General features: G+C 72.8%; 21 protein-coding genes. 1 reads left to right on the top strand and 20 read right to left on the bottom strand.

Annotation, left to right across the window (positions count from 1 at the left end):
- Window positions 1-134 precede the first annotated feature (134 nt).
- From PKE75_RS07855 to PKE75_RS07770, 18 genes are all read right to left on the bottom strand, one after another.
- Window positions 135-614 (bottom strand): hypothetical protein, encoded by a 480-nt coding sequence (locus PKE75_RS07855; protein ID WP_271168159.1) that lies wholly within the window; start codon window positions 612-614, stop codon window positions 135-137.
- Window positions 615-626: 12 nt separating this feature from the next.
- On the bottom strand, window positions 627-998 hold the full coding sequence (locus PKE75_RS07850) for a hypothetical protein (RefSeq protein WP_271168158.1): 372 nt from the start codon (window positions 996-998) through the stop codon (window positions 627-629).
- A 13-nt stretch (window positions 999-1,011) separates the two neighbouring features.
- Window positions 1,012-1,704, bottom strand: coding sequence for an NlpC/P60 family protein (locus PKE75_RS07845; RefSeq protein ID WP_271168157.1), 693 nt, complete (start codon window positions 1,702-1,704; stop codon window positions 1,012-1,014).
- Window positions 1,705-1,755: 51 nt separating this feature from the next.
- Window positions 1,756-3,237: a DUF2793 domain-containing protein gene (locus PKE75_RS07840; protein WP_271168156.1), complete on the bottom strand. Its 1,482-nt coding sequence runs from the start codon at window positions 3,235-3,237 to the stop codon at window positions 1,756-1,758.
- Between the two features lie 171 nt (window positions 3,238-3,408).
- The gene (locus tag PKE75_RS07835) at window positions 3,409-7,338 is read right to left on the bottom strand and encodes a baseplate multidomain protein megatron (protein WP_271168155.1); all 3,930 of its coding nucleotides are present in this window, start codon (window positions 7,336-7,338) and stop codon (window positions 3,409-3,411) included.
- A 55-nt stretch (window positions 7,339-7,393) separates the two neighbouring features.
- Entirely contained in the window at window positions 7,394-7,858 is a 465-nt protein-coding gene (locus tag PKE75_RS07830; protein ID WP_271168154.1) for an NlpC/P60 family protein, read from the bottom strand.
- Window positions 7,851-8,723 carry a DUF2163 domain-containing protein gene (locus PKE75_RS07825; RefSeq protein ID WP_271168153.1) on the bottom strand — a complete coding sequence of 291 codons (873 nt, stop codon included), beginning with the start codon at window positions 8,721-8,723 and terminating at the stop codon, window positions 7,851-7,853. Before PKE75_RS07825 ends, PKE75_RS07830 begins: the two co-directional genes overlap by 8 nt.
- A gap of 10 nt (window positions 8,724-8,733) precedes the next feature.
- A complete protein-coding gene (locus tag PKE75_RS07820; RefSeq protein ID WP_271168152.1) occupies window positions 8,734-9,363 on the bottom strand; it encodes a DUF2460 domain-containing protein in 630 nt (209 codons plus the stop codon).
- Window positions 9,360-9,902 (bottom strand): phage tail tape measure protein, encoded by a 543-nt coding sequence (locus PKE75_RS07815; RefSeq protein ID WP_271168151.1) that lies wholly within the window; start codon window positions 9,900-9,902, stop codon window positions 9,360-9,362. The genes PKE75_RS07820 and PKE75_RS07815 overlap by 4 nt, the downstream gene beginning before the upstream one ends.
- Window positions 9,895-10,080, bottom strand: coding sequence for a rcc01693 family protein (locus tag PKE75_RS07810; protein WP_271168150.1), 186 nt, complete (start codon window positions 10,078-10,080; stop codon window positions 9,895-9,897). The genes PKE75_RS07815 and PKE75_RS07810 overlap by 8 nt, the downstream gene beginning before the upstream one ends.
- Window positions 10,080-10,445, bottom strand: coding sequence for a gene transfer agent family protein (locus PKE75_RS07805; protein ID WP_271168149.1), 366 nt, complete (start codon window positions 10,443-10,445; stop codon window positions 10,080-10,082). Before PKE75_RS07805 ends, PKE75_RS07810 begins: the two co-directional genes overlap by 1 nt.
- 79 nt (window positions 10,446-10,524) lie before the next feature.
- The gene (locus tag PKE75_RS07800; protein ID WP_271168148.1) at window positions 10,525-10,935 is read right to left on the bottom strand and encodes a phage major tail protein, TP901-1 family; all 411 of its coding nucleotides are present in this window, start codon (window positions 10,933-10,935) and stop codon (window positions 10,525-10,527) included.
- A 202-nt stretch (window positions 10,936-11,137) separates the two neighbouring features.
- Window positions 11,138-11,554 (bottom strand): DUF3168 domain-containing protein, encoded by a 417-nt coding sequence (locus PKE75_RS07795; protein WP_271168147.1) that lies wholly within the window; start codon window positions 11,552-11,554, stop codon window positions 11,138-11,140.
- On the bottom strand, window positions 11,551-11,880 hold the full coding sequence (locus tag PKE75_RS07790; RefSeq protein ID WP_271168146.1) for a phage head closure protein: 330 nt from the start codon (window positions 11,878-11,880) through the stop codon (window positions 11,551-11,553). Before PKE75_RS07790 ends, PKE75_RS07795 begins: the two co-directional genes overlap by 4 nt.
- Window positions 11,877-12,410, bottom strand: a complete 534-nt coding sequence (locus tag PKE75_RS07785; RefSeq protein ID WP_271168145.1) for a head-tail connector protein — start codon at window positions 12,408-12,410, stop codon at window positions 11,877-11,879. The genes PKE75_RS07790 and PKE75_RS07785 overlap by 4 nt, the downstream gene beginning before the upstream one ends.
- Window positions 12,411-12,729: 319 nt before the next feature.
- Window positions 12,730-13,998, bottom strand: coding sequence for a phage major capsid protein (locus PKE75_RS07780; RefSeq protein ID WP_271168144.1), 1,269 nt, complete (start codon window positions 13,996-13,998; stop codon window positions 12,730-12,732).
- A 64-nt stretch (window positions 13,999-14,062) separates the two neighbouring features.
- The gene (locus PKE75_RS07775) at window positions 14,063-14,683 is read right to left on the bottom strand and encodes an HK97 family phage prohead protease (RefSeq protein ID WP_271168143.1); all 621 of its coding nucleotides are present in this window, start codon (window positions 14,681-14,683) and stop codon (window positions 14,063-14,065) included.
- Between the two features lie 209 nt (window positions 14,684-14,892).
- On the bottom strand, window positions 14,893-16,065 hold the full coding sequence (locus PKE75_RS07770; RefSeq protein ID WP_428979119.1) for a phage portal protein: 1,173 nt from the start codon (window positions 16,063-16,065) through the stop codon (window positions 14,893-14,895).
- Between the two features lie 115 nt (window positions 16,066-16,180).
- Between PKE75_RS07770 and PKE75_RS07765 the strand changes: the two genes are divergently transcribed.
- A complete protein-coding gene (locus PKE75_RS07765; protein WP_271168142.1) occupies window positions 16,181-16,705 on the top strand; it encodes a hypothetical protein in 525 nt (174 codons plus the stop codon).
- Between the two features lie 6 nt (window positions 16,706-16,711).
- Here PKE75_RS07765 and PKE75_RS07760 read toward each other — a convergent pair whose 3' ends face one another.
- Both PKE75_RS07760 and PKE75_RS07755 read right to left on the bottom strand, forming a co-directional pair.
- Entirely contained in the window at window positions 16,712-17,956 is a 1,245-nt protein-coding gene (locus PKE75_RS07760; protein WP_271168141.1) for a DNA-packaging protein, read from the bottom strand.
- Window positions 17,957-17,981: 25 nt separating this feature from the next.
- Entirely contained in the window at window positions 17,982-18,461 is a 480-nt protein-coding gene (locus PKE75_RS07755; protein WP_271168140.1) for a hypothetical protein, read from the bottom strand.
- Between the last annotated feature and the right edge of the window lie 125 nt (window positions 18,462-18,586).

Here is an 18,586-nt window from a genome sequence, read left to right as displayed (position 1 = left end):
CGATCGCGCTCAGCGCCGTTGCGAGGGGCCGGATCATTCCCAACTGTGTCGCGCCTCCGCGCTGAACCCGCAATGAACATCGCAGGCCCCGTCAGGCGAGTTAGGCCGGACCGCCGGCTCGGCCAGAGGCCGCGTCATCCGCCAGGCGCCGGGGCGCGCTCGTAGCGGTCGAGCCGCCGCTGCAGCGCGTCGATCGAGCGCTCTTCGAGAATCCAGCGCGCCTCCAGCTCGCCCCGCCCCGGCGCCGCAAGCTGCGCCTCCCGAGCCTCTCGCTCAACGCCCTTGATCGAGCCGTCGAGCCGCGTGACGTCGCGCTCGAGCCGCCGGATCGCATCGTCCACCGGCGTCTTCACGAGCTGCCCGCCGGCGATCACGATCGCGAGCACGACGCCCATCGCGGAGACGATCGTCGCCCACGGCGTGCGCGAGCGGTCGTCGAGCTTGGTCGTCAGACCCGAGAGCTGCGCCGAGACCTCGCCGATCCGGCCGGTGAACAGCTGGTTGAGATCCTGGACGCCGCGCTCGAGGCCGTAGACCCGTTGCTCCAGCGCCGCGAGCTTGGCGTCGTCATGCGCATAGGCGTCGCGCCGGAGCGAGGCCGCGGAGGCGGTCATCACAAGGCTCCTTCAGGCGAGCGGCCGCGTGGTGGTCTCGCGGCCATACCAGGCGTAGGCCGCGCCCGCGAGCGAGACGAGAGTGGAGACGAGCGTCGCAGCGTCGCCATCGACGATCTCGACGCCGGCGATCCGCCCGATCGCCACGATCAGGGGGGCGCCGGCCGCGACGACGATGCCGCGGATGGTCTGGCTCTGGACGCGCGACACCGGCTCGAGCGCCGCCGCGAGGCGGGGATCGGCGACGACTTCGGCCGCGACCCGGCGGGCGTCGGCGATCGAGCGGCCGGGGGTCGAGCCCGCGATGGCGGCCTCGCGGATGACGCCGGCGGCGGCGTCCGCGACGGCGTTTTCGAGCTTCGACTTCGTGATGGCGTGGCCCATGGCGAACGAGACCTCAAGCTTCGTTGGTGGAGACGGAGCCGGCGGCGGAGACGGCGACCGCGCCGGTGGACGGGCGGGGCGCGGTCTTCGGCCATCGGATGGCGAGGAGCCTGGCCTTGGCGACCCAGGCTTCGGACACGCTGTTGGACTGGTTGCCGCCGAGCACGCGGAACCGGCCGGAATCCTCGCCGACGTAGAAGCCGACATGGCCGGCGTTCGGCCCGCGCTCGAACACGAGGATCGCGCCGGCCGCCGGCGCCGCCAGCGCGACGCCGAACCTCGCCCAGCCGCGCGCGTAGCAGGGGTTCGCGATCAGCGTCTCTTCGGGCAGCGCCGCGGCGATCATCGCGTGGACGAACACACCGCACCACGGGACGTCGTCGTTGACGTACCACTCCGCCACCCGCCGTCCCCATTCGAGGATCTGCGGGTTGGAGGCCGGCCCCGCGATTTCCTTCAGCCCCATGAAGCGGCGCGCTTCGGAAAGCCAGGGCGGAGCCACGGGGACGGCCGTAGCCTTGGCCGTTCCCGGCCGGTCGAGCAGCGCGGCCGTCGTCAGGGGCCCGACGACGCCGTCGGCGTCAAGGCCGACCGATTTCTGGAAGGCGACGACGGCGAGCCGCGTGCGGCGTCCCCAGACGCCGTCGAGCGGGCCCGGATTATGCCCGAGCGCGAGCAGCCGCCGCTGGATGTCCAGCACGTTCATGGGATGTCTCCGGATGTTCGAAAATGGCCGCGCCCGTGCGGGCCCGCTGCCTCAGCGCATCGAGATGATCCAGGCTTCGCCGCGCGCGCCGTCGCCGCCCTTGCCGGACGAACGGCCGTTGCGGCTCGCGCCGCCGCCGCCGCCTGCGCCGCCGGGGGCCGCGCCCGCGCCGCCCGCGCCGCCGTTGACCGCGTTCCCGGCCGCCCCGCCGCCGCCGCAGCAGCCTTCGAGCAGCGCCTCGGCGATCCCGGCGTACGGCGCGCCCGCAGCTCCGGGACCGCCCGGGGTCAGCCCGCCATCCGCGGCCTGGGGAGCTCCGACGCTGTTGAACGCCGAGCCCGACGGGCCGCCGGCGCCTTCGGCGTTGGCGGCGGTCAGCCCGCCTCCGCCGCCCGCCGGTCCCGAGGCCCGGCCATATCCGTTCTGCCCGGCGCCGCCCGCGCCCGTAGCGCCCGAACCGCCCGAGGCGGTCGTCGTCGGCGGCATGTCGCGATAGCCGGCGTGGGTTCCTCCGGCGACCGTCGCGGTCGACCCGCCCGCGCCGAAGCCGCCGGCCATCTGGACCGCCTTCACGTAGCCTCCGAACGCGGTGTCGCCGCCAAGCGCGCCCGGAAGCCCATCGGAGCTCGCCGTGGACTGCGCCGCGCCGCCCGCCCCGCCGGCGCCGACGGTCACGGCGACGGTCGCGCTGAGCGCGCCCGCCTCGAACTCGTGATCAACCGTTTGCCCGGGCGCGCCGCCGGCCCCGCCGGAAACCGCGACGCCGGCGGCGCGCAAGGCACCGGAGCCGCCGCCCGCGCCGCCCCCAATGAGAATGACCCGCACCCGGGTCGCCCAGGCGGGCTTCGTCCATGTTCCGGACGCGGTGAACTTCTCGACCAGCAACGTCGGCGACTGCGGCAGGTCGACCGCGCCCGACGACGGGTCGACGCTGAGCGCCGTCGTCCAGCTCGCGCCGTCGGCCGAGACCTTGAGGCTGACGCCGTCAGAGCCCGCGAGCCCGAACTCCGCGCGGCCGGAATAGCCGTCCTGGAACAGCAAACTTGCGGTGTCGGTCGGCGTCGCCTTGTTGAGCTTCACCTGCACGCCGGCCCCGGCATGGGTGAACAGCGCGGCCGCGGACGAGACCGCCAGCCGGTTGACGTCGTCCGCCGTCGTCGCGACGCCGAGGCGCGTCAGCTCGTCGAGCGAGGCGAGCGCGGCCATCGCGCCGACCCAGGCGCCGCCGAGGAAGACCAACAGCGCGCCCTCGGCCGCGACATAGGCGAGCCAACCAGGCTTCGGCTCGACGAAGACCCAGACGCCGTCGAGGAAGGCTGCGAGTTCGCCGTCATGGCCGCTCCAGGCGCCGGCGGCGCCCGGCGCCACGATGTGGCGGTCGCCCTCCGCGGGCGTCGCGGGCGGGGCGGTCAGCGTGCGGTCCAGCACGCCGAGCTGCACGAGGGCGTCCAGCCGCCGGAAGCTCTCGTTGACCGTCACATGCTTCTGCGCCGGCGCGAGATAGCTGAGGCCGAGATGCGGGCTCGCGCTCATGGGATGCTCCAGGCGTATCGAGACTTGGGGAAGCGCGCGCCTGTCCCGGCCTTTGAGCCGGGACCCGGGCGCACGGACGACGCAGGACAAGGCGCAGCCCGCGGTCCGCGCGCGGATCACGGTTCTGGGTTCCAGCTCAAGGCCGGGACATCGGGTGAAGGGTCTTGCGCCCTACACGGCGATCTCGGCGCCGGCCGGCAGGCCCGGCCCGACCGAGGCGGAGAGCTGCCGGACGGTGAAGGCGATCGTCGCCGGCTCCAGGCCGAAATCCGCGATCTGTTGCGCGTGCAGGTACACAATATGCGGCGCCGACGCCTCGAACGTCCGCACGACCTGTCCATCCGCCAGCACCGCGACCTCGTAGGCCTCGCTGTCTTCGCCCAGCCGGACGTCGCGGATCTCGAAGTCGTCGCCGCCGAGCCGGGTCCGGCGGACCCAGCCCAGCGGGACGTCTCCGGTCAGCGGGTCGCGCCGCGCCGACAAGTGGACGGGCGCATAAGGCCTCAACCCGCGCGCGCCGACTTCCGCCGTGGTCTCGACATAGGTCTCGTCGTCGCGCGGCCGGGTCGCAGGTCCGGCCCGCCAGACGATGTCGAGGCCTCGCGTCGAGGCGAGCAGGGTCGCGGACGGCGTGCGGTCGTCGATCAGCACGAAGGCGGCGTCCACATCCGCGCCGATCGCATCCTCCGTGCCGGCCTGGCCGCGCAGCAGGCCCGTCAGCCGCCAGCGGCCCGGCCCGACGAGCTCGGCGTCGAGGAACTGGACCACCTCCCACGCGCCCGACGTTCCGCGCACGGCGCAGACGTTGGCGCCGCCGAGCACCGCGCTCTCGCTGCGGCTCTCGAGCGTGCGGTCCGGCCCGATCTCGACCTCGATCGCGTTCGCCCGGTCGAAGCGGCCGCTGGCGTGGAGCCCGAGCGGCGCGGTCAGCCGGCCGATGGCGGCGGGCGACGGCAGCGTCTGGTCCAGCGCGAAAGTCCCGCCCTCCTCCGAGCGGTAGACGGCCGCCGGCGTCCAGGGTTTCGCGTAGGCTGCGAGCCGCGGCGCATGAGGCGGCTCGTCGCCTGCGAGCAGCGGCAGGTCCAGAACCTCGAAGACGGGCGCCACGGCGCGCGCCGGGTCCGGCGGCGGACGGCGGTCGATCACGACCAGTTCGACGTCGCGCACGTCCGGGTCGGCGCGGGTCGCCTTCACCGGGCGCGCAAACTCCTCGCCGACCTGGTCGAGCCGCATCAGCAGCGTGCGGCCGTGCGCGGAGAACGTCACGAGGTCGCCGGGCTCGAGGGCGAGCCTGCTCGGAGGCAGCGCCCATTCGCCCCGCTCGCGCGCGACGGACGCCTCGATCAGCATGCCGTCGGCGAGCGCCTGCGCCTCGTCGACGCCAAGCGCCAGCGCGAAGGACGCTTCCGCGACCGCCCTGCCCTCGCCCGCCAGCCGACGCGCCTCGACCGCGCCCTGACGGTAGTCAGCGTCGGGGTCGACGTGGCGAAGCTGCAGCGTCTGCGGCACTTCGGAGGCCTGCGCGCGAGTCAGCCGGAAGGCCGGCGTCTTCTCGCCGAGATCGGCGAGATCCTCCGGCGCCAGCTCAGCCACCGGCGTCTCCGGCCGGTTGGAGACGCGAAGTGTCGCCCCGCTCGCCCGCGCCGTCGCGCCATAGGCGTCGAGCAGCGGCTCGATCGCCTCGCGCGCGCTCATCACCCGGTCCGGCGCGTAGCCGCGCACCAGCCCCTCGAGGTCGTCGAGGTCGAGGTCGACGCCCAGCTCGCCGGCGATGTCGGCGACGACGTCGGCAAGCGCGGCGAGCCCCAGCCGCCCGGTCAGCCAGTGGCCGAGCCGCCAGTTCGCGGAGTCCGTCCAGACGTCGCTGCGCAGCGGGAACGCCGCATGCGGACGGGCGTCCCAGGTCCAGAGGAAGATGCGCGAGACGTCGATCATCCGCTCGCCGGTCAGGGCGGAGAGCGGGTTGTTCCCGGCGGCGCTCCAATGCGAGATCTGCGCGACCAGCGCCGCGCGCTGGACGAGATCGTCCCGCCGCCCGTTCGAGAAGTAGGGAACGGCGGACTCCGCCGATTTCGGGTCGACGAACACGTTCGGCTGGTTCGCGCCCTTGTCGACCGCGGGGCAGCCGAGCTCGCAGAACACGATGGGCTTGGACTGCGGGACCCATGCTGTGGGCGTCGGGAGCCGGGCGCCGCCCGGCCAATCGTGGTGCGGGTTCTCCCACCACGACCGGAAGTCCTTGAAACGGAACGCCCAGTGCTCGCCATGCGCGGTGTCGACGATCGGCGTGCGGATCTGCGCCTCGCGGGCGGCCGCGTCCGCATAGAACCAGTCGAACCCCTCGCCGCCCTCGATGTTGGCGTCGAGATAGGCGACGTCGTGCGGTCCCCGGAAACCGGCCGCGGCGTCGAGATGGCCCGGCCCGTCGCGCCAGTCGGCGAGCGGGACGTAGTTGTCGATCCCGACGAAATCGATGTTGTCGTCGGCCCAGAGCGGGTCGAGGTGGAAGATCACGTCGCCCGAGCCGTCGTCCGGCCGGTGGTTTGAGTATTCGCTCCAGTCCGCCGCATAGCCGATCCGCGCCTCCGGCCCGAGCATGGCGCGCACGTCGGCCGCAAGCTCCCGGAGCCTGGCGACCGCCGGGTAGCTCCCCGTCGCGTCGCGCAGCCGCGTCAGGCCGACCATCTCCGAGCCGATCAGGAACGCGTCGACGCCGCCGGCCGCCTGCGCGACGCGCGCCATGTGCAGCACGAAGCGGCGGTAGGACCACTCCTGCGGGCCCTCATAGGAGACGCTGCGGCTGGTCTCGTTCCAGCCGAAGTCCCCCGGCGCCGCGAAGCCGAAGAAGGCGTCGATGTCAGCCGCGGCCGCAGCCGTCCTGTCTAGCGATCCGGGACGCCCCGGCGCGGGGTGGCAGGTGATGCGGCCCCGCCAGGGATAGGCCGCCTGCTCCGCCCCGCCATGGGGATCGGGCAGCGCGTTCCCGGCCGGAACATCCATGAGGATGAACGGGTTCAGCATCACCTTCAGCCCGCGGGCCTTGAGCTCCGCAATCGCCTGATGGACCGCGCGATCCGCCGGCGCGCCGCCGAGCGCGGGGGCGCCGTCGATCCGGCTGACGAGCGGAACCTGCGTTCGGTTCTGCCCTGCGACGCGCCAGATCCACGGCCGGGTCTTCTTGTCGTCGGTCTCGACCTTCGGGACGATCTCGCAGTGGCCGGCGCGGAGATCCGTCCCGTGCCAGGCGATCACCAGCGAAACGTGGGCGGCGTTCGGCGCAAGCGCCGCGAGGTCGTCGAGCGCCGTCAGCATGTCGGCGCGACCGTCGGCGACGTGGGCGTTCTCCGCCTCCCAGGCGCCGAAGCCGGCGTTGCGCTCGATCACGTCGGTCGCATAGGCGAACTCCGAGGAGCCGGGGATCAGCGTGACGCCGGAGACGAGGTCCTCGAGCTGCGGCTTCGCCGAGGGCGGCCGGCGGATCACCTCGACCGTGATCTGCGGCACGCGGTTGCCGAAGGGCTCGAGCGGCAGCTCCTCGAAGACGAGATAGGCGAGGCCGCGATAGGCCGGCGCATAGTCCTCGCCCTCGACGGCGACGATCTTGGGATCGGGAAGCTGGTCCTCCGTCCCCCGATAGAGGCGGATCTCGTAGTCGCCCCTGGCGATCGGCTCGCCGTCCGCCCAGACGCGGCCGATGGCGTCTATCGGGCCCTCGCAGAGCCCGACCGCGAAGCTCGCGGAATAGGCGTAGGTCGTGGACTTGACCTTCGGCCCGCCGCCCTTGCCGCCGCTCGCCTCGGTCGACTTGGTCTCGCGGAACCGGCTCGCCCAGATCACCTGGCCGCCGACCCGCATCCGGCCGTAGACGCGCATCACGGGCGCCCCCTCGGTCGAGGCGGTGATGCGGATGTCGGTGAGGCGCGGGCCGGTCTGCTTCTGGGTCGGCGTCAGCAGCGACTGGTCGATCGCGGCGCCCGCCAGCCCGCCGAGCGCGCCGCCGAGGGCCGCTCCCGAAAGCGTCGCGCCGAACAGCCCGATCCCGCCCGGCAGGATCGCCCCGCCCACCGCGGCGCCGACGGCTGTGAGGGCGAGAACGGCCATGGGGACAAGCCTCGGTCAGCGGGAAGATCGATGCGGCGTCGATGCGGGCGGCGACCTATTGGGCGGCGGGAAACCTGAACCGCGCCGCCAGCCGGCGCAGCCAGGCCTCCGGGATCGCGGTCTCCGCGACCGCGTGTCCGTCATAGGCGTGGACCATCGCGGCCGGCCCCGTCGCGATTCCGGCGTGCTTCACGCGGCCGCCGCGGGCGACGCGGAACAGCAGCACGTCGCCGGCCTCCATTGCGCCATCCGGCGCCGGGACCAGCCACCGCCGCGCGGCGTCGAGCATCAGTTCGGCGTCGCCGTCCTCCGCCCAGGATCGGGCGTAGGGCGGAAGCGGTTCGGGTTCGGGGCCGAGCAGTTCGCGCCACACGCCGCGGATCACGCCGAGGCAGTCGGCGCCCACGCCGCGCAGGCTCGCCTGGTGGCGGTAGGGCGTGCCGATCCAGCCCCGCGCCGCCGCGACCACCGTGGCGGGGGCGAGCGTTGGAGGGCGATCCTCACACGAAGCGTTAACCAAGGCGGCCCCCGTCATTGTCGCCGCCGGCCTTCGCCGCGCGGGCCAGCCAGTCGTTTCCTGGCATCTGCGGAAAGCCGCGGAAATTCAGGCGGTTGGCGAAGCGGTCTCGACAGGTGGCGAAGGACTTGTCGCACCCCTCCGTCACCACGAAGCCGTCTCCGGCCGCGATCGGCATCGCCGGCGCCTCGGCGAGCTCGGCGCTGGCGTCGAGATGCCGGCGCACCTCTCCGGACGCGCCGGCGTTCGCGCCGCTGGTCCATATGAGGCGCCCTCGCGTGAAGACCGAACCGCGCCCGGCGAGCACGGAGGACGAGAACCCTCGCGCGCCGTTCGCCCCATCGACCGTCCCCTCCGCCCGGCGTTCTGGCGCGGTGAGATCGATCCCGCAGCGGGCGTCGCCGAGGTCGGCGTCGCAGGCGCGCTGGTAGGCGCGGCCTCTCGGCTGCGCGAGCGCGTGGGTGAGGCTGCGAAGCTCGGCGGAGAACGCCGCGCTCTCGCGCGCGACCTCGCCCAGCGCGCCTGCGAACAGCAGCAGGCGGTTCGCAGGCGCCTCCCAGTCCACCAGGAACAGCGCGACCGCCGCCCCGTCATAGGCGCCGCGGGCGAGATCGGCCTCGGTGAGCCCGGAATCGTCGAGGGCGCCGACCACGTCGAGCCCGCTGACCGCGAGGCCGAGCGCGCTTTCCGCGGCGGAGGCCGTCATGCCGGTCGCCGCGCGATAGGTCACGCCGTCGAAGGCGACGTCGTCGTCATGGTCGGTGAAGCCGAGCGTCGCGCCGTCCCGCCGCGTCAGCCGCCAGCAGCGCGCGAAGGTGGTGACGCGGGACGCCAGCGCCACGGCCATGGGGAGCGGAATGTCGCGCATCAGCCCGTCCTCACCCCAGCCTGATCTCGACCAGCGGGATCGAGGGGACCGAGCCCGCCTCGAAGGCCGCGAGGTCGATCTCCAGCCGGTCGGCGTCGAACCGCACCGGCACGTCGAAGGCGAAGCCCGCCGTCACGGGCGCGCCTACGGGCGGGGCTGCGTCGAACACGATCGCGCCGTCGCCCGCGTCCAGAGCGAACGCCGTGGTCTCGACGCCCGCGACCGCAACCCGCACCGTCCCTGCGACGGGCTTGCGGATCGGCCTGCGATAGGGCTCGAACGCCCCTCCATAGGTCTTCGTCAGCGGAAACCGCACGGTCTCGCCGTCGCCCGTCCCGAGCGTCTGGTCCGCCGCCGTGATCGCCGCGCCCGGCGCCGCGGAGGCGTGGTCGAGCGGATCGCGGAAGCGGAACCCGACCAGCCGTCCCCGCCGCTCCTCGAAGAAGGCGACGACGGCTGAGAGCTGCGCGAGCGTCCGGACGCCGAGCCCCGCGTCCCACCTCCGGCGCGAATGCGCCCACACCGCGTTGCGCTCCTCGAAGCCGGAGCCGAGCGTCGCGATCTCCGTGCGTCGCTCCGGCCCGCCGCGCGCCCCGCGCGCGATGTCTGTCGGGAAGCGCACGTCGTGGAACGGGGTCACAGGCCGCGCCTCCCCCGCGCCACCGCGCGGGCGAGGGCTGCGGAGACCTGCGCCTCCGAGCGCCGGAAGCTCTCGACGTCTGATGTCGCGATGTTGATGGTCACTGGCGCATGCGCCCCGCCCGACGACGCCACGCCGAGCCTGCCGTCGGCGCCGCGCGACAGCGGCAGCACGGCCTCGGGGCCGGCTTCGCCCGCGAGCGCGAGCCCGGCGCCTCCCGAGGAGAGAACGGCGGGCGCGCCGAGCACCCCGCCCTTGGCGAACGGCGTGACGCCGCCGAGCAGCCCCTTGCTCAGGCTTCCGAACAGGCCGCCGAGCGCGGTCTCGACCGGCTTCAGCGCCGCCGACAGCGCGAGCGACGACAGCCGGGTCCCGAGGCTCCGCAGCACGTCGGTCAGCGAGCGGCCCTTGACGACGCCGCCTTCGAGCGCGTCGCCGAGCGCCCGCCCGAAGCCGCGCGACAGACGCTCGGCCTCGGTCAGCTCGCGGCGGAAGACCGCCGTGTCCACGCTGATCCTGATGGGGTCGCCCTCAGCCATCGTCCGTCTCCCGGTCGGGGAAGCGCGCCATCAGGCGCTCGAAGTCGGCGCGTTTCAGCGCGCCGCTGCGGCCGCCGCCGCCGCCGTGAAGCCCGCTCGCCGCGGCGGCGATCTCGCGCGGCGTCATGCGCCAGAACGCGTCCGGGGCGAGCCGCAGCACGCCGAGGCCGAAGCCCATCAGTCCGTCCCAGGGAAAGGGCCGGCGGCCTCCGCCGCCCCCTCCCCGTCCCCGGCGCCGCCGAATGTGGCGGCGAGCAGCTCGACGACCGACCGAACGAAGCCCGCCGCACCTTCGGGATGCGACAGCCGGGCGACCTCGGCGTCCGCGATCTCCGTTCCGCCGCCGCGCAGGCCCGCGCCCAGAATCCTGATCGCGTCCCCCGCCGACAGCCGCCCGCTCTCGAACCGCTCGGCGAGCGCCGTAAGATCCTCGACCCCGAAGGCGTCTTCGAGTTCGGCGAGCGCGCCGAGCGTGAGGACCAGGCGCCGCGGCGCGCCGTCGAACACGGCCTCCGTCTCGCCGCGGCGGCGGTTTGCGGGCATGGGCTTACCTTTCAACGGAATGGAAGGATGTCCGCCGTGGCCCGGCCTTGAGCCGGTACACGGCGGTAACGCCGCCCGCTCAGAGCGCGGTGAAGCTCAGCGCGCCTGCGCTTTCCAGCGCGAGGTCGTAGGCGACCTCGCCGGCGTGATCGCCCTTGAACTCGAGCCCCGTCACCTGGAACGGCCCCTCGATCCGCCCGAAGTCCGGGATCACGATCTGGAACGCGGCGATCGCCCCGTCGAACACCAGGCCGCGCACCAGCGTGTCGGAGGCGTCGTCCTTGAAGACGCCGGCCCCCGCGACGCTCGCCTTCTTGACGCCCGCCCCCGCCAGCAGCTCGCGCCAGCGGCCGGCGCTTTCGGAGTGCGTGACGTCGACCGGCTCAGCGTTGAACGACAGCGAGCGCGAGCGCAGCCCCGCCACCGTGACGAACCCGCCCGCGCCGTCCGCGATCTTCACGAGCAGATCCTTGCCCTTCTGGATGGCCATGTGTTCGGTTCCTCTGCGGCGCCGGGCGGGCGTCTGGTTCTGATATCGGGAGCCCCCTCACCCGCCATGGCTATCGCCATGTCGACCTCTCCTCGCCGGGGAGAGGTGCAGGAAGAGGCGCCGCTCTTCACCTCTCCCCAGTGGGGAGAGGTCGGCGCGCAGCGCCGGGTGAGGGGGAGCAGGGGGTTCGAAAGCGTGGCCGCTACTCCGCAGGCTCCGTCACCGCGCGAAAGGTGATGCTCGCGCGGCGCAGGCCGTTGTCGGCGATGCGCACGGCGTCGGTCGCGCTCCACGACAGGGTCGCGAGGCGCCAGCCGTCGAGGACGAGCGCCGCGCCGTCCGTGAGCCGCACGACGCGGTCGGCCGCCTTCAGCGCCTCCGACAGCCCGCCCTCGCGCGACCAGACTTCCAGCACGAGCTGATGCTCCTGCGCCGGCGCGACGTCGCCGGAAACGTCCTTCGAGGCGAGCGGCCCAAGCACGACGTAAGGCGGCAGGGCCGCGCGCGGCGGCTCGTCATAGATCCGGGCGCCGCCGAGCAGCGCGCCGAGCGCGGCGTCCCCCACAAGCCGCTGGTGGACGGCCGCGCGCAGCGCGAGGCCGGGGGAGAGCGTGGTCACGGGACGATCTCCTCGCAGAGCATCTCCTCGAAGCGGTCGTCGGCGTCGAGCGCGCGCACCGCGAGCACGTCGAGCGTGCGCTCCCGCCAGGCGACGCGGCAACCGCCCGTGACGTCGCCGCGGGCGCGGATCGTCACGCGCCAGAGTTTCCTGAGGCCGAGGGCGCGGCCGCGTTCGGCCTGTTCGGCGGTCAGCGGCTCGACCTCGGCGAAGGCCTGCGCGAGCGGGGCGAAGCCACGCGTCACGCCGCCCGCCCCGTCCGCGACATCCGCCGGCCGCTCGATCGCGATCCGGCGGCGCAGGAGGCCCGGCGACGCCGCGTTCAAAGCGAAAAGTCCCGGTAGGGCGCGAGCAGCGCCGTGACGTCGGCGGGCGCCCCGTCGCCGGCGCCGCGGCGTTCGAAGCCGTCGGCGACCAGCCTGCGCACCGCGAGCCTGAGCGATTCCGGCACGTCCTCCGGATCGCCATAGCCGACCGCGAGGTCGACCTGGATTCCGCGGCCCGCCGGCGCCGGCTTCGTCACGTAAAGCCGCTCCGCCCCCCAGTCGAAGCGCCAGTCGGCGGGGTCGAGCGTCTCGAACGATCCGTCCGGAAGCATGATCCGAACCGCCTCGACCTCGCGCACCGGGCGCGGCCGGAGCGCGATCCCGGAGGCGTCGCAGGGCAGCCTGGCGTCGAGCCGCCAGCGCTGCGCGATCAGCACCCGGCGGGTGATGTTCTCCACCTGCCGCGCGGCGGCGGCGATCAGGCCCGCGACCAGGTCGTCCTCGGCGTCGTGTTCGAGGCGCAGATAGGCCTTCGCGTCGCCGAGGCCGATCGGTTCGGCCTCGGGCGCGGTCAGCAGCACGGCAGGCATGGGAGAGACCTCGCGCGGACGAAAAAAAGCCCGCCGGACGGATGTCGGGCGGGCTTTAGGCGATAGGACGGAAGAAAGCCGAAGAGGCCCGCTCCGGGGGGAGAATGCGGAGAAAGTCTCCGACGGTCCGCGATCGAGGGACGCCTCGCGAACCGCCGAAGCCGCGCCATGTCAGGAACGGCTGGGACGAGCGTGCCCCCGGATCGTTAACGGGTCGTTACGATCAAGGGCGGCGCTGGAATACCACTCACCTGTTTCTTTCCCGCCGCAGCAGAACGCCTGGGGAAGCGCCGGCCGCGGCAGGAGGCGGGAGAACTGGTCAGCTCGTCGCGAACTTCAGCGTCTTGATGGCGTCGAAGTCCTGCACGCCGCCGCCGACCCGCTTGGTGGTGTAGAACAGCACGTAGGGCTTCGCCGTGAACGGGTCGCGCAGGATGCGCACCCCGATGCGGTCGACGACCAGATAGCCGCGGCGGAAGTCGCCGAAGGAAATGGCGTGGGCGCCGTCCGCGATGTCGGGCGCGGCCTCCGCCTCCACCACGGGGAAGCCGATCAGCGTGGCGCTCGAGTCGGCGCTTGCCGGCGGCTCCCAGAGATAGCGGCCGTCGGCGTCCTTCAGCTTGCGCACCGCCGCCTGCACGCGCCGGTTCATCACGAAGCTGGCGTTGCGGCGATAGCCCGAGCGCAGCGCATAGACCAGATCGAGCAGGCTGTCGGAGGGGTTCGAGGCCGCGAAGGCGCCCGCAGCCCCGGTCGCGACATAGCCGATCTTGCCCCAGACCCAGGCCGCGTTCGCGACCTTGGCCGGCGTCAGGAAGCCCTGCGGCCGCGTGGTCCCGTCGCCGGTGACGAAGGCCGCGCTCTCCTGCTCGGCGAAGGCGGTCTCGACCTCCTCTGCGATCCAGCGGTCGAGGTCGACGGCGGAGTCGTCGAGCAGCGTCTGGGTCGCCGCCGGCATCGCGAACAGCTCCATCGCGGGGAAGGCGAGTTCGTCCAGCACCGGCGTCGCGGACTGCGCGCGGGCGCCCGTCTCCGCCGCCCAGCCGGAGGCGAAGCCCTCGGTCGCGAACGGCTTGCGGTAGACGGCGGCCGTCACCTGCTGCACCGAGGCGATGGCGCGGATCGGCGAGACCTCCGCCAACCGGCGCCCGATCTCGCGCTCGGTGGCTTCCGGCACGAGATAGCCTCCTTGCGAGTCCGTGACCGAGGCGAGCGCCTTGGATTCCAGGCTCTTCAGCGTCGACACCTCGCCGCGCCGGACATAGGCCTCGAACGCCGCCTTGTGCTCGCGCGGCGCGGCCGTCTCGCGGGTTCCGGCGGTCTCCAGCGCGGGCCGGCGGCCCTTCAGCGTGAGATCCGCCAGAACCTTCTGCTGGCGGTCGAGCGCGTCGTCGAGCCGGGCGAGCTTCTCGACGGTGACGACGTCGGGCGTCAGCCTCGCCTCGATCTCGGCGAGGCGCTCGTCGTTGACCTCCTTGAACGCGTCGAAGGCGCGCATGAAGTCGTCGAAGGCGGTCACCACCTCGAGGCTCGACGGCGCGCCCTCGGCGGCCTTGGTCTCGGGCGAGCGGAGTTCGGTCTGGGTCATCGGAGGCCTCTGGCGAAAAGGCCGCGCTGAGGCGGCGGGAGGATGAAGAAGGAGGCGCGGGTCTTCACCTCTCCCCGGTGGGGAGAGGTCGCGAGGCGAAAGCCGAGCGGGTGAGGGGGCGGGCGCTCGACAAGCGAAGCGTCCCCTCACCCGGCCCTGCGGGCCGACCTCTCCCCACCGGGGAGAGGTGTAGAGGCCCGCGCTTGACCGCGGCGACGCGGGCGTCAGGGAGCATCGGGAAGGTGACGACCGAGATCTCCCAGAGGTCGATCTCGACGAGGCGCCGGACGCCGGCGCCCTCGCGCGCGGTCCTGACCGCCCGGAAACCGATCGACAGGCCGTCGAGCCCGCCCTGGCGGAGCAGCGCGTGGACCTCGCGGGCCCGCGTCACCGCGAGGTTCAGCCGTCCGGCGACGCGAAGCCCCCGCGAATCCTCGGCGATCGAGAGCCACGCCCCGATCGGCTCGGCCGGATCGTGCTGGAACAGGAACCGCACGCCGCGCGCGCCCCGCCGGGCGAGGCTGCCGGCGAAGGCGCCGCGCTCGACCCGGTCGCGGCCGAGATCGACGACGCCGAACAGACTGGCGTAGCCCTCGACCAGCCCGTCGGCGGAAACCGCCGGCGCGACAGGCAGCCGCTTCAGTTCAGGCGCGTCGCCGCGCGCCCTGACGATGGGGTGAGGCATGCGCTGCATCCTGAGAAGTGGAGAGACGTCGGCGGCTACAGAATGAAACTCGTCGTCCTCCGGCCTGCGAACTCAGATCGGCTGCTGCCGATCTGAGCTGGTCGGAAGGGAAACTCGGGAACACCCGAGTTTCCGGAGGACCCATGTTCGACGCGGAGCTCGACGTCCGGGATGGGTGGTCCGGTCAAGCCGGACCACGACGGCGCGCTTTATGCTCCAGCGGCGCCCCTCGGCTGATACCCCACCGCCGCGCGCTTCTCGTCGTCGTCGAGGAAGGTCGCGGCGGTCACGCGGCGCCACAGCGCCTCGCGTTCGCCGGAGAGCGCCTCGACCGCGTCGAGATCGGGCTTGAGCGCAAGCTCGGGGCCCCAGGCCGGCGCCAGCCAGCCCGCGAGCGACTGGGCGACGCGCGACAGCAGCGGCAGCGCGGTCTGGCGCCACAGCGCGCGGTTCGCCTCCGAATAATTGGCGTAGGTCGCATCGCCCGGAATGCCGAGCAGCATCGGCGGCACGCCGAAGGCGAGCGCGATGTCGCGGGCGGCCGCGTTCTTCGCCTCCAGAAAATCCATCTCCTGAGGGGTCAGCGCCATCGGCCGCCAGTCGAGGCCGCCGTCGAGCAGCAGCGGGCGGCCGGCGTTGGCGGCGCCCGAGAATTGCGCCTCGAGCTCGCTCTTCAGCCGCTCGACCTGATCGTCGGTCAGTCCCGCCCCGTCCGGCCCCTTGTAGATCAGCGCGCCGGAGGGCCGCGCCGCGTTGTCGAGCAACGCCTTGTTCCAGGCGGAGGCCGCATTGTGCAGATCCACGGCTTGCGCCGCGGGCTCCAGCGGGCTCAGGCCGTAATGATCGTCGAGCGGGTGGAACAAGGTGAGATGCAGGAGCGGCGGACAGGGCTCCGCGCGCTGGTCGTAGCGCGCGACCTCCGCGCCGCAGCGGTATTCGTAGGCCTCCGGCCATCCGCTCGAGTCCGCCAGCACGCGCATCCGGTCGGGCCGCAGCACATGCAGCTCGCGCGGCTCGCCGTCGACGGCGACCGCCTCGACATAGGCGTCGCCCGACAGCAGCAGGTGCGAGACCAGCGTCTCGATCAGCCCCGCTTTGCCCTGCCGCGCGTTCGGCCGGGCGAGCAGCGCGAGCAGCGGGTGCTCGTCGAGCTCGCGCTCCCCTTCCGTCAGCACCAGCGGCACGCCGCCCGCCGCCTCCGCCACCATCCGCACCGCGCGATGCACGACCGGGTTCCGCTGGTAGCCCTCGTGGGCGAGGCTGACGGGATCGCGCGCCGTCCAGGCCGCCATCCCGCCGCCATGCAATGCGACGAGCGCACCGAGCGCGGAGGACTTCTTCGCCGGCGCGCGGGCGAAGAGGCGGGAGAGCATGGAGGCCATGGAGCCCTCGCGGAATGAAAAAGCCGGGCGCGAGGGCCCGGCGGACGTAGACGAAACAACCGCGCGGCGGCAGGCTCGCTACTGAGGATTCGCTCAGCCATCGTACGGGGCGGCTATGCGTGTATTGCTCTGGGCCGCGATCGGCCTTGCAATCTTGACATTCCCCGGCCTGGCGGCGGCAGAGAACTCACCGGGTCAATCATCCGCCGGCAAGGCCGCGAGGCCCGACTTTGCAAAGCTACACCCGGGCTGGCGCAGAAAAGCAGTCCCCGGATCCAAGAACATTTACTTCGAATGCATGGCGGCGCCCTGTCGGCCTGGTTCTGTGGTGAGCATCGGCGTCGAACCGTCCGGTATTGTTGACCAGACATTCAATCTGAAACGGATCGATCAAGGATATAAGGCGAGCGGCGGTTCGTTCCGCCTGATCGCTCAGTCCCAGAAAACATCCCACGAGGGTTGGCTGCGCACCTTCGCGTCTTTCGAGACCGTCGACGGCGCGACGCATGTAAAAACCTATTGGCGGAGCGGAATGTTTCAAATCACGCAGAACATACGAGTGAGCATAGCGAGCTCAGCCCCAACCGCCGCTGACGCGGCCCGGAATTTTGACGAGTTCACGCCGAACCTGGCGCGCTAGCCGTTCTCAAAGTCCCAGCACCCGCGGCCCCCTGCCCTTCGAGCCGAGCATCAGGTGCGTCACCGCCCAGACCAGCGCGTCGACGCGGTCGGGGGAGCGGCCGTCTGCGAGGCCGTCGAGGCCGAAGGCCATCATCTCGTCCTCGAGCGCGCGGTGGACGCCGACATGGGCGACCCTCCCCTGCGCATAGAGCGCGGCGACCGGCTCGGCGCGGAGCCACTTGCCGCGGGTGGCGCGGACAGCGAGCACCGGGATCTCCGGGTCGGCCTGCCCGATCACGGCGCGCACCATGTCGCCGCCCTGGTTGACTTCCGCCACCAGCGCGTCGGCCTCCAGCCGCCGCCACAGCGCCGCGGCGCGCGACGCCCAGACCTCGGGGCGCGTGGCGTGCAGCGTCTCGTCGGCCAGCACATAGGCCCGGCCGTCGGTTCCGAGGCCGACGGCCACCAGACCGCAGGCGTCGGATTTTATTCCTCCTGCCGGCGGATCGACCGCAACGACGATGCGGCGAAGCTCCGGCGGCGCCGCCACGCGGCCCTCGTCGATCGCGGCGCGGGTCCACAACCCGTCCTCGCGGTCCTCCAGCATCTCGCCGTCGAGCTCCTGCCGGCCGAGCCGGGTGCCGGCGTAGGTCCCGACCACCGCCTGCAGGAAGCCCGGCGCGAGGTTCGCGGCGTTGGCGCGTGTCGTGGCGCGCGTCACCGCGGTCGCGGGGTCGGCCAGCAGGCGCTTCAGCAGCGGCGCGGCGCGCGGCGTGGTGGTCGCGATCTGCCGCGGCAGGCGGCCGAGGCGCAGTCCGAACTGCAGCATGTCCCAGGTCTCCTCGGCCGATTTCCACTTGCCGATCTCGTCGCACCAGGCGGCGTCGAACTGCGGGCCGCGCAGCGATTCCGGGTCCTCGGCCGAGAAGCCGTGCGCGATCGCGCCGTTCCGCCAGACCAGGCGTCGCCGGCTCGGCTCGTAGGTCGGGCGGTCCCAGCGCGGATGCACGGCGAGCAGGCCGGAGACGCCGTCGATCATCACCTCGCGCAGGTCCGAATAGGTCTCGGCGACGAGCGCGATGCGCCCCGCCGGCCGCTCGCAAAAACCCTTGAGGCCGAGCGCCATGCCGCGCACCCATTCGGCGCCGGCGCGGGTCTTGCCCGCCCCGCGGCCGCCGAGCACGAGCCATGTCGTCCAGTCGCCCTCCGGCGGCAGCTGGTCGGGCCGAGACCACGCCGTCCAGTCGGTCGCGACGAATTCGACCTCCATCCGCGACAGAGTCGCGAAGAACTGGTCACTCCCCGGCCGCCTGGATGCGAGCAAGCCGGTCCGCAAGCGCGTCGCGGAGGGCGTCAAGATCGGCGGGAGCGCCATCCGCGTCATCCGCCTCCGTCGCCCCGCGCGCCTGGTCGGCGTCGTATTTCTGAAGTTCGCGCAGGGTCCGCACCAGGCTCGCCAGCGTCCGCGCGGCGCGCTCGGCGGCGTCGATCGCCGGTCCCGCGGTCTCGGAGCCGGTCTCGGTCAGCACGGCCTCGACGCGTTCGATGTGCTGGTCGACCCGCGCCCTTATGCGCCGCACCGTCTCCGCCCGTCCCGCGCCGGAGCAGCGCTCCCAGCTGTGCTTCTTCGCGAGCCGGCAGAGCGATTGCGGGCTGACGCCGACGCGCGCGGCGATCTCGGTCTGGGGCGTGAGCGAGGTCTCGTAGAGCCGGCGGGCGAGCTCGCGCGCCGCCTCGCCGATCGGCTTGCGGCGGGTCTTCGGATCCGTGGTCATGCCGCCCTCGTGTCGGACGCAATCTGGGAGCATGCCCGGACCCTACCCGAACAGCGTCACGCTGTCAATGACTATTTTCCTAGTTAGGAATTTTGGTCATCGCCCGTCGTGGTCCGGCTTGACCG

The organism is Hansschlegelia plantiphila (assembly GCF_027922265.1).
Lineage (GTDB): Bacteria > Pseudomonadota > Alphaproteobacteria > Rhizobiales > Methylopilaceae > Methylopila > Methylopila plantiphila.
This window is presented reverse-complemented; position numbering and strand designations above follow the sequence as displayed.